The sequence below is a fragment of the Wolbachia endosymbiont (group A) of Urophora cardui genome (assembly GCF_964028435.1).
Lineage (GTDB): Bacteria > Pseudomonadota > Alphaproteobacteria > Rickettsiales > Anaplasmataceae > Wolbachia.
In genome coordinates this window covers 792,616-809,510 of record NZ_OZ034774.1, presented here as the reverse complement: position 1 = coordinate 809,510, position 16,895 = coordinate 792,616, and the positions used below count along the sequence as shown (strand labels likewise).

Here is a 16,895-nt window from a genome sequence, read left to right as displayed (position 1 = left end):
ATTAGTTATTAGAACTTAAAAAGCGCGAAAGCCATTTAGTCAGCCAAAAATTGCCTCGTAGTTTATTTGAATTATCAACTTCTTCATTGCTGCTATCCTCAATTTGGTATCCAGAGTTCTGTAATGGCTTATAACCGTTTGAATTAACATCATCTCCTTGTTTTAAAACAAATGTATTTACATCTAAACTGTTATCAATACTAATGTTCAATGTAATATTAAACTCTTTTTCGATTGTAGAAACTGTATTCCTTTTATTATTAAAAATATGCGCTATAACCGCACTATGCGCTACTAAATCAAAAGACTTATTTTGGTTCCTATGAGCAATGTGTTGTAAATCCCTTAGTATCGATGCAACAATTACTTCGTTCGATTTTACTCTTCCAATACCCTTGCAGTGTAAACACTCTGTAGTATTAATTTCTTGTATGTTTGGTTTAATTCTTTGTCTTGAAAATACCATTAAACCAAAGTCATTTATGTAGCTAAATTGAACTTTAGCTTTATCGTCTTTAAACGCTTGCTTTATAGCAGACTCAACAGCTCTGCAATACTTATATTTCAACATGTCAATAAAATCGACTACTATTAATCCTGATAGGCCCCTAAGATTCACCTGTCTTGATATTTCAGGTACTGCTTCCATATTGGTTCTATAAGCTGTTTCTTCTATGCTATCTTCTCCTGTCATCTTTCCTGAATTTACGTCTATTGAAACAAACGCCTCAGTTAAAGTTATTACCAAAGACCCACCAGATAGCAACTCTACCCTATTGCTATATAACTCAGAAATTTGATCTTCAATTCCATAGTAAGTAAAGATTGGGATAGAACCTCTATACAATCTGTAACGCAACTTACTACCTTTTAATGCATTTTTAGTATATTGTCTCACTGCTTCAAAAGCTTCCTTCCCAGATACTATGACTTCTATACCATCGCTACAAAAATCACGAACAGATCTCATAATTACATCTGCTTCGTTGTAAATTAATGATGGAGCATTTACAGAGAAGGCATTTTTTTGAATGCTCTGCCATAATGAGGATAAGTAATTGTAATCCTGCTCAATTTCTTTCTTATCTTTTCCTGAACCAACAGTTCTTACTATTAAACCTGATCTTTTTGGCAAGTTTATTGAACTCAGTATATCCTTTAACTGCTTTCTGACATTAGCATCTTCAATTCTGCGAGACACTCCACCTTTACTCATGGAATTTGGCATGAAAACACAGTATCTACCCACTAAAGTTATGTATGTTGTAAATGAAGCTCCTTTATTGCCTCGTTCCTCTTTAGTTAGCTGGACCAATACTTTTTGATTTACTGAAATAACATCTTGTAATTTGTATTTTTTATATAAAGGTACCTCTCTTACAAAACCACTACCTAACTCGTTGACATTCTTACTAGCTGCAGAATCTGAAGAAACATTTGCTGAAGCTTCTTCTGTACAATCGTCATTTGAGTAGCCCTCAAAGATAATTTCCTTTTCTTTTTCTGGAATATTGAAGTAATCTAGAGATATCTCGGAAAAAGATAAAAAACCTTGCTTGTTTTTTCCATATTCAATAAATACGGCTTGCAAAGAAGGCTCTATACGCTTTACATAAGCAACGTATATATTACCTCTTAATTGTTTTTTTTCCTTGAATTCTTGTTCAAATTCTACAACCTTATTATTAACTGATAAGGCAACTCTTACCTCATTAGAACAGGCAGAATTTTCTATCAATAATAACCTTTTGCCACTATTTGCCACTTATTTACCGTTTGCTTTTCATTCTGAAGTTAACTTCATGCTACTTAATGCACTGTTGATTGTCAAGAATTTTACGATCTGCATTATTCGGTTGACTTTTAGTGTTTTGCGTAATAAACTCGCATAGAATTTATTATATCATTATAAGTATGGCGAAAAAAAATGCTTCTTTGCTCGTTAAGTTAGTCAGCACTGCAATCAAGATAACAAAAACTGGTGAAGAAAAATCAACTGGCTATTTTTATGTAAAAAAGCGTAATCCAAAAAAGCTCACCAGAAAACTGGAGTTTAGGAAGTATGACCCAGTAGTCAGAAGGCACGTATTATTTAAAGAAGAAAAATTAAAGTAGTTTTTTTATAAGGAATTTTATTATTATGCAAAATTTACAATTAAGTTATCCTATAATAGTAGAGTTGGGGGATGTAAAAGATACAAAACTGAAATTAATAAAGGTCATTGCACAATTAATAAGTAAGAGGTACAAAACACAGAAAAAAGCAGCAAGCGCTCTAAAGATTGATCAACCTAAAGTATCTCAAATCAATAGGTCAAAAATCGAAGGGTTTTCCTTAGAATACTTGCTTAACTTATTGATTGCATTGGACCAAGACATAAACGTAAGAATAAAGCATAATTCTAAACCTGTATAATATGTAAAGGACAAATGGTGATTTAAATGCAGAACAATAAAACAGTAAGTCAGAGGCATTTTAAAAAGAACTTGTTACTCAACAAAACAAGATTTGAAATTTTGTGCAATGCTATTGATTATAGCTAGATATGCATCTTTTCCAGGCTCTATGTCTGATCCAATAGGATCAAGAACTACCATTTTTGCGTCATTAGAAAGAGCATTAGGCTTTATGCTATCTTCTTGTGAATGAGCAAATATACATTTAACGTTTTCTTCCTTCATTATCTTTTTTAGCTTCATTAAACTCTTCATACCTATGTACGAATCCTCTTCTATAGAAAGAATGGCGCTTGGGTGATTTAAACCAAAATATTTTTCAAAATATTGATAAGCATCGTGAGTGACGATGTATTTTTGATTTTTAAAATCATTCAGTTCTTTCACGATTTCTTTTACTTCTTGGTCTATTTTTTTTATGGCTTTTGTTGCATTAGAGTTGTATCGATGGAAATTTTCTTTATCTATGTTAGACAATGTTGCACTTATAAAAAGTACCATGCTCTTTGCATTTTCGGGACTCAGCCAAATGTGTAGGTCTTTTTCATCTTGAGTATTGGTAATTTTTCTAGAAAATGAATGTGGCCGAGCAGGAAGTAGGTTGATTACCTTTGACAATTGCACTAGTTCTTTATTATTTTTGGCGAAAGTTTGAACAAACGTCTCTAAGTTATCGTCAGTGTAAAATATGACATCACTTGATTCCAAATTACTCGCATCAGACGGCTTTAATATATAATTATGCGCAGATGTTGCATAGCCAAGCAATTCCGGTTCTAAAATTCCTTCTGTCACAGAAGCTACAAGTGAGTGGATAGGTTTGATTGTAGCTACAACTTTTAAATTGGATGAAAAGGCAATATTATAGTATAGTGTAAATGAAAGTAATAGAAAAAAAGGCAGTAAATGTCTCATATAAACGTTGAGAAGAAGTTAAATTTTGCCAAAAAGTTAAATAATGTCAATAATCGTGTTCTAAAAATAGAAAATCTTGCTCTCACATATGATGGTAAAAGAATCCTTGACAATATCAATATGTTCATGGAAAGAGGAGACGTAATTACAATACTTGGTCCAAATGGTGGAGGTAAAACCTCTTTAGTGAAAGCAATTGCTGGCATAAATAAAAGCTGTACCGGTAGTATCGTATTTGCTGACAACATAAAAATTGGCTATATGCCGCAAAATTTTAGTATTAGTAATTTGATGCCAATAACAGTTGAATATTTCCTTTTAAATAGCTCCTTGAAAAGACTAAAGAAAAATCAATCCATTATTACAGAAGCGATAGAGTTGGTTGGTATCGGTAACATTTTGAAGAATCAAGTGTTAGAAATTTCTGCAGGGCAAACACAATTATTGCTGCTTGCACGTTGTTTAATTGCAGAACCTGACTTGATCATTCTAGATGAACCAGTCAGTGCAATGGATATTAACGCGCGGGCTAAATTTTATGATATTATAAATAAAATAGCAAAAAAACGATTGGTATCGATTCTTATGACTTCTCATGATCTTAACTCTGCTCTACCATCCTCAGATTACGTAATTTGTATAAATAATACTATCTATTGCCAAGGCAAGCCTGATGAGATTATGAAAAATAGAACCCTAAATGAAATATTTAGCAGTTACGCAGCAAAATGATTCAAAATATTTTGCGTCTTCTGCACATAACTACAGTGCTGACACGTTACAATATATTACCTTATTTACTTCCACCATCAAAGAAATCAATAAATAAAATACAAGGCCATAAGCTAAAGTGTGCTCTTGAAAAATTAGGTCCGGTGTTCATTAAGTTTGGGCAGTCTATCTCATCACGTACTGATGTTTTAAATGAGGATATAACAAATAACTTGTTATTGATATGTGATAGATTGCCATCATTTTCACATAAAATAGCAGTTAAAACTATAGAAAGTGAGTTTAATTGTAAATTGAGCGACATTTTTTCAAGCTTTTCTGAAAAGCCAATTGCAGCAGCATCGATTTCTCAGGTGCATAGAGCGGTTACAACTGAGGGTAAGGAAGTTGCTGTGAAGGTTTTAAGGCCAAATATTGAGAAAACATTCTCAAGGGATATAAAAATGCTTTCTTGGCTTGCAGAAATTGCAGAAAAATTTAGCGAACAATCAAAAAGGCTGAGGCCAATTGAATTAGTCAAAACTTTTGCTGAAATTTGCCGATTAGAGTTAGATCTACGTTTTGAAGCTGCTCACTCTTCAGAACTAAAGGAAAACACAAAAAATGACAGAGGTTTTTATGTACCTGAAATAGATTGGAATAGAACTGCAAAAAAGGTTTTAACATTAGAATGGATAGAAGCAACACCAATATACGAAGTTGAAAAACTGAATAATCGTAAGCAAATAGCTATCAATCTTATAGAATCGTTTTGTAGTCAGGTATACAGGGATTGTTTTTTTCATGCTGATATGCATCCTGGAAATCTAATGGTTGATAGTAATAACAATATTATTGCCCTGGATTGTGGAATCATGGGTAGAATAGATCGTGAGACATGCTTTTACGTTATAGAGATACTCAAAGGCTTTTTAAATCGGGATTATGACCACGTTGCAAAAATGCACTTTAAAGCTGGTTACGTTTCATCACAGCATAGAAATTTTGTCACAGCTTGCAGGGCAATAGGTGAACCCATTATTGGGCAGCCTATACAGAAGATTTCATTTGCTAGTTTACTTGCTCAGCTATTAAAAATAACTGGTGATTTTGATATGAAAGTTCAAACACAATTGTTATTGCTGCAGAAAACTATGATTTTACTGGAAGGGACATGTAGAAAGATCTACCCAGAAATCAATATGTGGAAAGTAGTTGAAGCGTGGATAAGCAGTCAACATGAAAGTAAAATAGGGTATAGGGAAAAAATTAGAAATTCTTATCCTGTAAAAACAATCCAAGGGATATTTAGCCTTATAGAAAAATTAAACCTAATAGCTGATAAAAAATTAGAAAACATCCAAGTTAAAAATAAATCAAATGGAAAAGTCTATTTTTTACTGTGGTTTGTAATTATAATTCTAATCGTTAAATTTTTAGGGAGTGTTAAATAAACTGTGTCAAACCCAATTTTTAATTCAACTTAATTTTTAATCTGCAGGAGTCGAGTTGAGAATGTCCAATTTTCCACTTTCTTTATAGCATAACATACTTCAGTCCTGATCCGCCTCTTGCTCCTCTTGAAGCCCAATGGCTCACCACTTATGTGTAAATTAATCGTTAATGTTGTACACGTTCTTTTCTTTTTCTACTCTCTCTTGCTCTTCAATACAATATATAGCAAGCGGATTAGCTTTAAGTCTTTCGACTCCTATTTCTTCTCCTGTTCCATCGCAGTAACCATAAGTGCCTAATTTTATTTTTTCTAACGCCTCCTTAATCTTTTCTTTTCTATCTTTTCGGCGCTTGATTAATTCCTCATTTCCACTATCTCCATCAGAATAGTATGTATCAATACTATTATCTTCTAGTTCTTGTTTCTCCAACTCAGCGAGTATTGATTGTAACTTTAAGCTGAAGTATTCCAGTTGTTTTACGCTCATATATTCTTCATCTTCTGAAGGAGTATAATCCTCTGGTGACTTTATTTTCGGTAACTTTTCCATAATTGCATTATCAAAAAAATAATAAAACCTATATAACTTATGAACAAAAAATTATACTACCCTCAAAGTAAACACTATAATTTATAATAAACATTTAAAAGCCTAGTATGATCGACTTAGTAAAAAAATTAGTAATAGATGTTAAGAACCTTACCTATATAGTATGTATTTTTATTATAATGTTAAGTTTATCTTCATTTACACTTGAAAACAACAATAAACAAGAAGTTATGTTAACATTAACATGGATATGTGCTACATTTGTTTTGCAGATCTCTACAAATAATTTGTTTACATCTGATTATCATGATGGAATATTAGAGCAAATCTTTGTACAGCCACTCTCTTCTAGGCTTATAGTTGCTTATAAAATTTTCGCTCACTGGTTATTATTTGGGCTACCGATTTCAGTGGTTTCTTCCATATTCAGCTTTGCAGTTCTAGGCAATAGTATTGAACACTCAATAGCAGTTGGAGTGTCTTTATTATTTAATACGCTGATAATCATTAATATTTCAGCTACTGGAAATGCATTGATGATTGGTCGAAACAACTTAGCATCAGGAGTATCGCAAATTCTTGTTTTGCCAATGATAATGCCAACCTTTGTGTATTTTAAAATGCTAACTCAATTTGAAAATTTGTCCTTGAATATTTATACACTACTAATCACCATGTTAATTTTTGTCGTTTTGATTGTTAACAGCACTATAACTACTCACATGGCACTAAAATTTGCTGTGGAACAGGATTGAAAAATCTTACTGTTATTCAGTAGGTATCCGTTTAGCAGAGTGGCAAAATAGGTAGACAAGATAAACCAAAAAATCAAGAAAAAGTGAGTTTACAACAAATGGTGTCATGCAAGTAGCTGACAACATAGAAACGAAAAAACTTACTTGACAAACTCCGCCAGCCCCTTATTATAAAACTGAAGCTATTTATTTATCTTCTCTGTACAGATTAAATGACAAAAAAACTCAACGTATTTGGCGTCTCATGTTTAATTTTTTGCACTATGTGCACTCTATGTCTTTATCAAATTTCTAGGTTTTTACCTATACAAGCTGAAATACGCTTATAAAGCATTTAAAACATCAAAAAACGCCAACTTAAAAAATGGATAGTGAATAACTAGCTACCCTAGGGTTTCTTTTGCCTTTTTTTCTGTTTAGTAAATTTCTTAAACATTTATGACTAAAGGTTAGTTGCATTAAAAAGCAGCTAAATCGCGGTTATTAAGCGTTTAGAATAAAAAAACGCCATACTTGAAAGTATAATGTAAGTAATTAGCCAACCACGGGGCTTCTTTTGCCTTTTTTTTATTTGGTAAATTTCTTAAATTTTATAGCTAATCAGTACTGGGATGACAAGAAAGGAGCACTGCTATTATAGAGTGAAATGAGATCCCAGTGTCAGCTACTCGGATGACATTATAGGGGCTACTGGGATGACATTATAGAGAGGCACTGGGATGACATTATAGAGAGGCACTGGGATGACACCCTGACAATCGTCATCCCGCTACTTGTTAGCGGGGTCTGCTGTGGCGACATAAACTCAAATCATTTCAAATTTCAATCCAAAGAGGTATCATTATGTCAAACAACTTCAATTTTAAAGAATTTTTTAACCACTATGAAACAAATAGTACGTCAGATGATATACAAAGGTATTATTTGCTGTGGAAATCAGTAATAGCGCAGGCAATGACTGATGCAGCAAGTCACTGTAAAAAAACAGAAAGCTTGGTAGAGAAACGTAAGGCGATTTCTTGGTTATCGGACTTTAGTCAAGATTTTGCACACACATGTATATTGGCTGATTGTGATCCGGTATACGTAAAAAACAAAATACAGCCAATCTTAAAAAGCCTTACTAGATAAAGCCTTTTTAATGAGGTTTACTCCTTTTACCGAAAAAAATATCATTCAATCTCCTATCTATAGTTGCCTCTATATCTTTGATTAATAGCTGCTTTATTATGTTTACTTTCCGCTTTGCATCTTGAGCGTGATGCTCACTGTTATTGCTGTAATTATTCTTATCACTATAACTACTGCCACTTGGTTTACTACTGTTACTGAACTCACTACCCTTTTTTCTTCTTGTGCTGAGTATCTGCACTATCTTTTCCTTTAAAAAAGACTTCCAGCCTGTGCTAAGGAACAACTTATAGAGAAAATGCGGAGTAAGGAATGCTACTAATATTCGAATAGAAATTCCGTAACCGAGGTCTTCCCTATTTTCATAATACCACTTGCAATATTGAAATAAATGGTAAAACGCATTTTTGAAAGAGCCAAATTCTACAGCATACCAAAAACCATTGCTGAGAAACATGAGCACAATGCTGGATGTGTAAAGATACATTGTGAAGAGAAACAGTTTCACAATTATATCTTTTAGACTACCTAATATATAATTCAATAATCTTAATTTATAGAAAAGTGATATCATTTCACACCCACTTCAATATGGCTGGGGTGGAAGGATTCGAACCTTCGCGTGACGGTATCAAAAACCGCTGCCTTACCACTTGGCTACACCCCAATACTACTTACATCAATAACACTATTAGCCCAATTAGTAAAAGATTTATTTGCTTTTTCTATGGACATCACAGCAATAGCTGGCTGATCATAAGAATGCATTGCTTCGATTTTTTCTACAATTTTATCAACTTGATCATTTTTGCTCTTCATAATTGCTACTACTTCACAACTATTACTAATTTTACCTTCCCATAAATACAGAGAATTCACTTCAGGAAATATATTTACACATACAATTAATTTCTCGTTTAACAATTCCTCAGAAACAGTTTTAGCCTCCTTCAAACTTGAAAAAGTTGTATAAATCAAAAATAAATTATTCATTAGAATCTACGTAAATGCATTTCTACTATACTCCACTTAGGTTTATTCATCAAGAGAAAATAGATTAGATTTTTCTGTCATTCCAGCACTCTCTTCTGTCATTCCAGTGCCTTCTTCCCCTGTCATCCGAGTGCTCTCTTCTGTCATTCCAGTGCTTCCTTCCCATGTCATCCCAGTGCGTGACACTGGGATCTAGGAATTTTGATTGAGCACTAAGTTGGTAAACATGAAAGTGGCTAACATTTTTTAAAACACAGCGTTTTCGATGGGATTGCGTGAAATGGCTAGATCCCAGTGTCACGCACTGGGATGACAAGAGAGGGCGCTGGGATGACAAGAGAGGGCGCTGGGATGACAAGAGGGGGTATTGGGATGACAAAAAAAGGAGGCTACTGGGATGGCAAGAAAGGAGCAGCAGGATGACGCCTCACCATGTCATTCCAGCGCTTGACGCTGGAATCCAGCCTTTTCATAATCATCAAAATGTTGTATTTTAACATAAAACGGCTACTTTTATGCTTCCCAACTTAACAAAATTCCTGGATCCAAGTAGTCAAGGCACTGGGATGACACCTTCCCTAGTGGAGAAATCACAATGTTCATACGTTTGTGCGCATAACGCTGGGATTTTTCTATAGTTTAAAAACAAAAAAAGGATGTTACTCAATGAGTAACATCCTTTGGAGAAAGTGAGTGGTTTTGTTTATGCTACTTACCAGATGTAACTCCTGGCTGCTGTGGTTCAATGTAAACTTCAGACTTACACGTAGAAGGCTGTTCCACCATTTTGCCCAGATAACCTGTTTTTTTCAGTTCTGCACGAGCTTTACTTAAGTCTTCTAGAGAAGGACTTTTTGGCGTAGAAGAACCAGAACCCATTCTACTATCAGTAGAAGAGCTTCTTGATACCTTTGGTGGAGTAACTGGAATAGGCTGCTTACCAGAAAGTCTTCCTCCTGCTGTTGCAGTTTTACCAGTATTTTCAATGGGAATAGGAGTATCAACGTAAAAAGTGCTCTTTCCTACTTGTCTAGACAACGTGTCTGATTCAGAAAGAACTTGATATTTAACATTAGTAGTTTCTTCTGGTGCTTTTTTACCCCCCAACCATAATGGCACTTTAAATGGAGCAGTTGTTTTCACTTCTTTATGCTTCGCAGGATTGAACAATTCCGCTTCGCTGCTAATAGTACTGTCAGTCCTTACAGAATCTAGTGAACTCATTGAACTGCTTTCTGATAAACTGCTAGTTGATTGTGTAGAGTCTTTTCTTCCTAGTGAAGACAATGATGACGATATAGACCTAGTTAAACTTTTGAAAGAAGGCCTGTTAGCTCTTTTCTCAGCTTTGTTGAACATATTGCTTACGCTTGAATACAAATGACTTTCTTTACATTCTTTAATAACCTCCTTAATTTCATCATAATGGTCAGAGAAAACACTGTCGATGAAATACCTATACTTAGGCAATGACCTTTTTGTTAACAAGCTATACAAACTTTTTTCATTTAAATTATGAATGAATTCTTTCTGTACTTGCCACTTAGGAGTATACTCTTTCCATCCTAATTTTGCTTCCTCTGCCATTTTTAAATCAATTTTTGACGATATTCCAGAAAGTATATTTTTTACTAACCCAGAATTATTTCCTTTGTCAGCAAAAATTGCCTTGAGATCCCCTTTTATTTCTTGAATTTTCTTCTTTTGTGATGAATCAGGAACAAGCTCATCATTTATTCTGTCTGAATAATTCTCGCTACCAGCCGCATTATATAACTTATTTGCCGCTGCCTCAGTCACACGACTTGCTCCTTTCTTTACTTTTTCACCTACGAAGCTAACACCTCTTTCTAGTGAAGCTGCCGAATATTCATAACCCTCTTTTACCTTGTTTTTGGAATATACAGCACCATCTCTAATTTTTCCGCCAATATACTTCGCCCCATCAACTGTCTTTTCTGCAGCATATTTGAAGCCTTCTTTTATTTGTGCTCTATATTTCCACATTGCATAAGAAGCACCAACCAAAACAATAGCTCCTACTACTGCTCCAATTACAATTCCAGCTATTGGTACAGCAGCTGTTCCTGCAGCGACTGTAGCTGTTCCTGTAGTTGAAAAAGCAGAAGCAATTGCTGACCAGTTGGTTGCAACAAGATAAGATATGAAGCCAATTGCTCCCAACCTAAAAATACCACGGTCCAATCGACCCTGCTTTTGTAATGATTTTATTTCTTTCCCCAATGATTCTATTTTTTGTTTTAATAAATCCTCTGAAGAAGGCGTAGAATTATTTTGTTGTTGAAGTTGTTGTATTTCAACAACATTTGAATTTGTTTCATTATTAGGTAACATTTTAAACCTCACTATTAATTAAATATATTCATATTGTACACCCTCGATTCTTAAGTTAGTGTTAATTTGGCTGTTAATGTTCATTTGTCTTTGAATAATTCTGCTTGACGTGTTTTTTGGAAGCGTAGAAAATTAGGTCAAGAAGCCGGAGTATTTATGAGGTGCATAAAAAGGGCACTCATCTTTTTGGCTGTTATAACTTTAATAATAATAGCTTTACTATTTAGGTATAATTCCCATTTTCACGAAGACGTAGTGCACTTAAAGAGTGACAACAAAGAATTCAAAAAAAAGCCAGAAAATTCTATAGAGTCGACCATACTACATAGAGAAAAGGAAGTGTACGATCATGTTTTCCATCCTGATGATTAATTTGTAAATAAAATAGCAATTTATGTTTGCATTTTCTTATTAAAGAAGTAATATTAGCGTATTAATTATAGAATCAATCATTATGTTTGATGAGAATAATCCTTGGAATCTGGGAAAGAAACCGGTAGGGAACAAAACTCCTAATAATGAAGATATTTTAAGTAAAGCTGTATCTGATGTAAGGTTCTTTCTTAATGGATTAACCAGAAACAGGGGCAAAAAACCTTATTTCATCATTTTCATTATTTTACTGTTCTATGCTTGCACTGGCTTTTATATTGTCCATCCTAGTGAGGAAAGTATAGAACTTACCTTTGGTAAATATTCTAATACAGAAACACCTGGTTTGCGTTATCACTTCCCCTACCCTATTGGCAAGGTTTTTAAAGTGAATGTTAAGGAAGTAAATCGTGAAGAAATTGGGGTAAGTAATTCTTATGGGCGAGACACAGATCGCGGTGAAGGTGTGATGCTAACTGGAGATGAAAATATAGTCAACGTTAACTTCGAGGTTCAGTGGCGCGTTAGAGATGCTAAGGACTATTTATTCAAAGTGCGGGATTACAAACCCGGTTTCAGTGTTAAAAATGCTGCTGAAAGTGCCATGAGAGAAATAATAGGTAAAAACACGATCTCTTTTGCACTTGGTCAAGGCAGACCAGAAATTTCTAGAGATACTAGAATTCTATTGCAGCAGATTCTTGATGGATACCAAATGGGCATAGAGATTTTATCTGTTCAAATGAAAAAAATTGATCCACCAGAAAAAGTAATCAGTTCGTTTAGAGATGTACAAAGTGCTCGTGCAGACAAAGAGCGTACTATAAACGAAGCATACGCTTATAATAATGATATTATACCTCGAGCAAAGGGTGAAGCGATAAAGATAAAATTAGATGCAGAGGCATATGAGAATGAAGTAATAAATGAAGCAAAAGGTAATGCAAATCGCTTTTTATCTCTTTATGAGGAATATAGACAGAATCCTTCTCTCGTTAAGAATCGTATTTATCTTGAAACTATGGAAAATATTTTCAGTAAGGTAGACAAAGTTGTTGTAACTGATGATCTGAAAGGTATGTTTTCTTATTTACCTCTTACAAATTTAGGGAAATAACCATGAGTAGTAATATTAAAATTGTTTTTGTTTCTGTATTTGTTGTTTTATTGATTGTTTTATTTAATTCAATATTTGTTGTGCAAGAAACAAAGCAAGCGATAGTTATACAACTCGGTAAAGTTGTAAGAGATGTTAGGGAAAGTGGCTTATATTTTAAGTTACCATTCATAAACAGTGTAGAGTTTCTTGATAAAAGAGTTTTAGATTTAAGTCCTGATAAGATCCCAAGGGAAGTGATAACAGCGGATCAAAAACGTATTATAGTAGATGCGTATGCAAAATATAAAATAACAAATCCTGTTACTTTTTACCAGGCTGTGAGGAATGAATCAGGGCTGGTTAGAAGATTGTATCCGGTTATAGAAGCACACATAAGAGAAAATATAGGCAGATTTTCGTTGATTAGTTTGTTGAACGAAAAAAGATCAGAGGTTATGCAATTGATTCAGCGTGGAGTTTATTCTGAAGCTGAAAAATTTGGCATAGAAATAATAGACGTAAGAATTAAGAGAGCAGATTTACCAGAAGAAAATAGTTCTGCAATATTTCGCCGTATGCAAACTGAAAGGGAAAAAGAAGCAAAAGAAATTAGAGCAGAAGGAGAGCAAGCTGGGCAGGAAGTTAGATCAAAAGCTGATAAATTAAAAAGGGAAATTATCTCCAGTGCAGTAAAAGAATCATATGAAATAAGGGGCCGTGGTTATGCTGAAGCAACTAGAATTTATAATGAGGCATTTAAGGTTGATGAAGAGTTTTTTAACTTTTATCGCTCTATGAGCGCTTACAGTAAATCATTTGCCGAAAATAATACTAAATTTGTACTTTCACCAAACAATAACTTTTTAGATATTTTAAACAAAGGATGGAAATAATTTATGAAAAGTAAGGCATTTATTTTATCTATATTTGCATATTTTCTAATTGCGTTTTCTTCATACGCTAATATGTTTGATTGGAATGCAAAAAAGGTCGTTGATGCTAGCACTACTGCATGTAACTGTAATCAAGGACTTGCCGATTTAGTGGAAGAACTCATTCCTGCGGTTGTAAATATTTCAAGCGAACAAATAATCAAACAAGAAAGTAACAATAGAACTAAAATCCCTTTTATGCCAAGAAATAATTTCTTTGATGATTTTAGAGAATTTTTTGAGCATTTTGATCAGTTTTTTATGGATAGGGGCCCTAGTGTTAACAGAGAGGTGGTGCTGCTTGGTTCTGGGTTTATTATAGATAAAGGTGGAACTATAGTAACCAATTATCACGTTATTAAAAACGCCCAAGATATCACAGTTACTATGAACGATAATACTTATTTCAAAGCAGAAGTTTTAGGCTATGATGCAAGAACTGATCTTGCTGTGCTTAAGGTTCATTCTAATAAAGATCTTCCTTTTGTTGCATTTAGTAATTCTGATACAGCAAGGGTTGGCGATACAGTTATTGCAATAGGTAACCCATTTGGTTTGGGTAGCTCTGTAAGCACAGGAATTATATCTGCAAGGTCCAGAGACATTAGTATCGGCACTATGAATGAATTTATTCAAACTGATGCTGCAATTAATAGAGGCAACTCTGGAGGGCCATTATTTGATTTAAATGGAAAAGTTATAGGCATTAACACCGCTATCTATTCCCCATCTGAGTCTGGCGGTAACGTGGGTATAGGCTTTGCTATACCATCTAATTTAGCTATGTCAATTATTGACACATTAAAAAGTGGCAAAAAAATAAAACATGGTTGGCTTGGTGTGCAAGTTCAGCCTATAACGAAAGAATTTGCTGAGTCTTTGGGTTTAAAAGATACAAAAGGTGCACTGGTTGCAAGTATAGTAAAGGATAGCCCTGCAGAAAAAGGTGGAATTAAGGTGGGTGACATATTATTAGAATTTGATGATAAAAAAATTGATAGAATGACACAACTGCCTCAAATGGTTTCAAGAACTGAACCTGGAAAAAAAGTACAAATTAAGTTACTTAGAAAGGGCAAAGAGGTCAATATTAAGGTTGTGATTGAAGAATCTGCAAATGATGGTCAAGGTAATAATCAAGAAGAAAATAAATCAACATCCGATTACATAACTGGTTTAACTGTTTCAAACCTGCCAAAAGAATCAAAAGAAAGTAATCCTACAAAAGGTGTGATAGTTATTAATGTAGATAGTAACAGTAATGCCACGCTGCGTGGTATTAAAAAAGGAGACATTATTATCCAATTAGATGGAACCGATATAGAAAATACTAATGATTTTCAAAAACAAGTTGATTCAGCAGTAAAGAAAAACGGTAAAGATTCAATAATGTTGCTCATTTACCGCAATGGAAATCAGTTTTTTACTTCAATAAAGTTAAAGAAATAGCACTTTTCGTAGGTTATTTACTAAATTCACAAAGCAGTAGCGTTTGCCATTATAGCTACTTCAATCTTATCAAATAAATCAAATCTACATTAGATTTATTGCATAACCATATATAAAAACCAAAGGATGTCATTCCAGTGTCAGCTACTTGTAAGAACATTTACTAAAATATACACATGAACAAAATCAACTTCCTAAAATTCATTGAACTGTGCTTTCAAACGGTGGTGCCGGGATGTGAGTATAATGATTATCAGTACATAAAAGTCATAGAAGACAGGCTGAAAGCAGCGAATGCTGGCGAAGTAAGGCGCATAATATTCAATATGCCTCCGCGTTCAATGAAGTCCATGTGCATAAGCGTTGCGTGGCCCGCATGGATACTGGGAAATCAGCCAACCGCAAGAAAATAGTTGCAAGTTATTCTCGGCTGCTCAGCGAAAAGCACTCGCTTGACACCAGGTGCGTAATGCAATCGGATTGGTATAAAGAGCTGTTTCCAGAGGTAAAATTATCCAAAGACCAGAACACTAAATATAAATTCCAAACAGTGCAGAGAGGATACAGAATCGCAACATCAGTTGGAGGGACGTTAACAGGTGAAGGTGGTGATCTTATTACTGTGGATGATCCGCTTAACCCTGCTCAAGCTTTGAGTGAAACGTTTAGAAAGCGTGTTACAAACTGGTTCGATCAGACTTTAGTAACGAGACTCAACGATAGAAAAAAAGGAGTAATTGTGCTTGTGATGCATAGGCTCCACCTGGAAGACTTAACTGGGCACCTCTTATCCAAGCCAAAAAACATATGGCATCACATTTGTTTGCCAATGATTTCTGAAAATAAGGAGGTTATTTATTCAATTAATAACCATACTGGTGTCATTCCAACCCCCCCTCCTGTCATCCCAGTGCCCAGACACTGGGATCCAGAAAATTCAACCGCAAAAGACTGGATTCCAGCATCAAGTGCTGGAATGACACTACCTGCAAGAGTATTATACTCAAGAGAAGAGAATGAGTTATTATATCCCCTGGAGGGAGGAAGAGAAGAAGTTGAGATGATAAAAGTTGAACTCGGGAGTTACGCTTTTGCTGCTCAATATCAACAAAACCCCCTGCCGCTTTCAAGCGGTATAATTAAACAAGAGTGGCTAAAGCGCTATAAAAATTTCCCTGATAATCTCTCACATGTAACACAAAGCTGGGACACTGCAGTTTCAACAAACGATTCCAGCGACTTTAGCGTCTGCACCACCTGGGCAAAAATAGATAATAAATTCTATTTACTTGATGTATATCGAGCAAAGCTTGAGTATCCAAAGCTTAAAGAGCAAGTTCTGTCACTAGCTGCAAGATGGGCACCACATGCAATTTTGATCGAAGCAAAAACAAGTGGTCAGCAATTAACACAAGAGCTAAAGGCAAATAGCGATCTACCGATTATTGAAATAGTGCCACACAATGACAAACTCACTCGATTTTATCAAATTGTTCCGACTATAGAGTCTGGCAGGATTTTTCTGCCGCATCAAGCAGTATGGCTCAGCGATTTCGAGTACGAAATTTTAATGTTCCCAGAAGCCCATTATGATGATCAGGTGGACAGTACGGTACAATATTTACAATGGATGAGAAAAATTAACACCAGTGCTTTCAGGGTCAGGGACTTTGGCCCCAACCCTAATAAAACGCTTAGATGGTTAAGGTATATCTAAAAA

17 protein-coding genes, 1 tRNA gene and 1 pseudogene are annotated in these 16,895 nt (G+C 34.5%); 11 read left to right on the top strand and 8 right to left on the bottom strand.

The window, feature by feature from the left end; all coding sequences use genetic code 11:
• Position 1: 1 nt before the first annotated feature.
• The gene (locus tag ABWU38_RS03955) at positions 2-1,765 is read right to left on the bottom strand and encodes a ribonuclease E/G (protein WP_353272503.1); all 1,764 of its coding nucleotides are present in this window, start codon (positions 1,763-1,765) and stop codon (positions 2-4) included.
• Positions 1,766-1,914: 149 nt separating this feature from the next.
• Here ABWU38_RS03955 and rpmG point away from each other — a divergent pair, with 149 nt between their 5' ends.
• Together rpmG and ABWU38_RS03945 are read left to right on the top strand one after the other, a co-directional pair.
• Positions 1,915-2,115 (top strand): 50S ribosomal protein L33, encoded by a 201-nt coding sequence (gene rpmG / locus ABWU38_RS03950; protein ID WP_064124823.1) that lies wholly within the window; start codon positions 1,915-1,917, stop codon positions 2,113-2,115.
• Positions 2,116-2,140: 25 nt separating this feature from the next.
• Complete coding sequence (locus tag ABWU38_RS03945) at positions 2,141-2,416, top strand: helix-turn-helix domain-containing protein (protein WP_264687833.1); 276 nt, start codon at positions 2,141-2,143, stop codon at positions 2,414-2,416.
• A 74-nt stretch (positions 2,417-2,490) separates the two neighbouring features.
• On the opposite strand, the gene ABWU38_RS03940 is transcribed toward ABWU38_RS03945, so the two are convergent.
• Complete coding sequence (locus ABWU38_RS03940; protein WP_253309609.1) at positions 2,491-3,372, bottom strand: zinc ABC transporter substrate-binding protein; 882 nt, start codon at positions 3,370-3,372, stop codon at positions 2,491-2,493.
• Between ABWU38_RS03940 and ABWU38_RS03935 the strand changes: the two genes are divergently transcribed.
• Positions 3,364-4,104 (top strand): metal ABC transporter ATP-binding protein, encoded by a 741-nt coding sequence (locus tag ABWU38_RS03935; RefSeq protein WP_064124826.1) that lies wholly within the window; start codon positions 3,364-3,366, stop codon positions 4,102-4,104. The two genes, ABWU38_RS03940 and ABWU38_RS03935, sit on opposite strands and share 9 nt — an antisense overlap.
• Entirely contained in the window at positions 4,101-5,537 is a 1,437-nt protein-coding gene (ubiB, locus tag ABWU38_RS03930) for a 2-polyprenylphenol 6-hydroxylase (RefSeq protein WP_353272502.1), read from the top strand. The genes ABWU38_RS03935 and ubiB overlap by 4 nt, the downstream gene beginning before the upstream one ends.
• 159 nt (positions 5,538-5,696) lie before the next feature.
• On the opposite strand, the gene ABWU38_RS03925 is transcribed toward ubiB, so the two are convergent.
• A complete protein-coding gene (locus tag ABWU38_RS03925) occupies positions 5,697-6,089 on the bottom strand; it encodes a TraR/DksA family transcriptional regulator (RefSeq protein WP_253302608.1) in 393 nt (130 codons plus the stop codon).
• Positions 6,090-6,196: 107 nt separating this feature from the next.
• On the opposite strand from ABWU38_RS03925, the gene ABWU38_RS03920 reads away from it, so the two are divergent.
• On the top strand, positions 6,197-6,844 hold the full coding sequence (locus tag ABWU38_RS03920; protein ID WP_265045171.1) for a heme exporter protein CcmB: 648 nt from the start codon (positions 6,197-6,199) through the stop codon (positions 6,842-6,844).
• Between the two features lie 843 nt (positions 6,845-7,687).
• Complete coding sequence (locus ABWU38_RS03915) at positions 7,688-7,975, top strand: hypothetical protein (protein ID WP_264687830.1); 288 nt, start codon at positions 7,688-7,690, stop codon at positions 7,973-7,975.
• Positions 7,976-7,982: 7 nt separating this feature from the next.
• Here ABWU38_RS03915 and ABWU38_RS03910 read toward each other — a convergent pair whose 3' ends face one another.
• The 5 genes from ABWU38_RS03910 to ABWU38_RS03890 form a co-directional block, all read right to left on the bottom strand.
• Positions 7,983-8,549, bottom strand: coding sequence for a hypothetical protein (locus tag ABWU38_RS03910; protein ID WP_265016699.1), 567 nt, complete (start codon positions 8,547-8,549; stop codon positions 7,983-7,985).
• Between the two features lie 18 nt (positions 8,550-8,567).
• A tRNA-Gln gene (locus tag ABWU38_RS03905) sits at positions 8,568-8,642 on the bottom strand.
• The gene (cutA, locus tag ABWU38_RS03900; protein ID WP_353272501.1) at positions 8,633-8,968 is read right to left on the bottom strand and encodes a divalent-cation tolerance protein CutA; all 336 of its coding nucleotides are present in this window, start codon (positions 8,966-8,968) and stop codon (positions 8,633-8,635) included. Before cutA ends, ABWU38_RS03905 begins: the two co-directional genes overlap by 10 nt.
• Before the next feature lie 42 nt (positions 8,969-9,010).
• Positions 9,011-9,154: a hypothetical protein gene (locus tag ABWU38_RS03895; protein WP_353272500.1), complete on the bottom strand. Its 144-nt coding sequence runs from the start codon at positions 9,152-9,154 to the stop codon at positions 9,011-9,013.
• Between the two features lie 522 nt (positions 9,155-9,676).
• Complete coding sequence (locus tag ABWU38_RS03890; protein WP_265016697.1) at positions 9,677-11,323, bottom strand: hypothetical protein; 1,647 nt, start codon at positions 11,321-11,323, stop codon at positions 9,677-9,679.
• A gap of 156 nt (positions 11,324-11,479) precedes the next feature.
• On the opposite strand from ABWU38_RS03890, the gene ABWU38_RS03885 reads away from it, so the two are divergent.
• The 5 genes and pseudogenes from ABWU38_RS03885 (at position 11,480) to terL (ending at position 16,892) form a co-directional block, all read left to right on the top strand.
• Positions 11,480-11,695 carry a hypothetical protein gene (locus tag ABWU38_RS03885; protein ID WP_264687826.1) on the top strand — a complete coding sequence of 72 codons (216 nt, stop codon included), beginning with the start codon at positions 11,480-11,482 and terminating at the stop codon, positions 11,693-11,695.
• A gap of 82 nt (positions 11,696-11,777) precedes the next feature.
• Positions 11,778-12,812 (top strand): FtsH protease activity modulator HflK, encoded by a 1,035-nt coding sequence (gene hflK, locus ABWU38_RS03880; RefSeq protein WP_264687825.1) that lies wholly within the window; start codon positions 11,778-11,780, stop codon positions 12,810-12,812.
• A 2-nt stretch (positions 12,813-12,814) separates the two neighbouring features.
• A complete protein-coding gene (hflC, locus tag ABWU38_RS03875; RefSeq protein ID WP_010962867.1) occupies positions 12,815-13,687 on the top strand; it encodes a protease modulator HflC in 873 nt (290 codons plus the stop codon).
• 3 nt (positions 13,688-13,690) lie between these two features.
• Positions 13,691-15,175, top strand: a complete 1,485-nt coding sequence (locus ABWU38_RS03870; protein WP_253309713.1) for a DegQ family serine endoprotease — start codon at positions 13,691-13,693, stop codon at positions 15,173-15,175.
• Between the two features lie 176 nt (positions 15,176-15,351).
• Positions 15,352-16,892: pseudogene (terL, locus tag ABWU38_RS03865) on the top strand (phage terminase large subunit).
• The last annotated feature ends 3 nt before the right edge of the window (positions 16,893-16,895 follow it).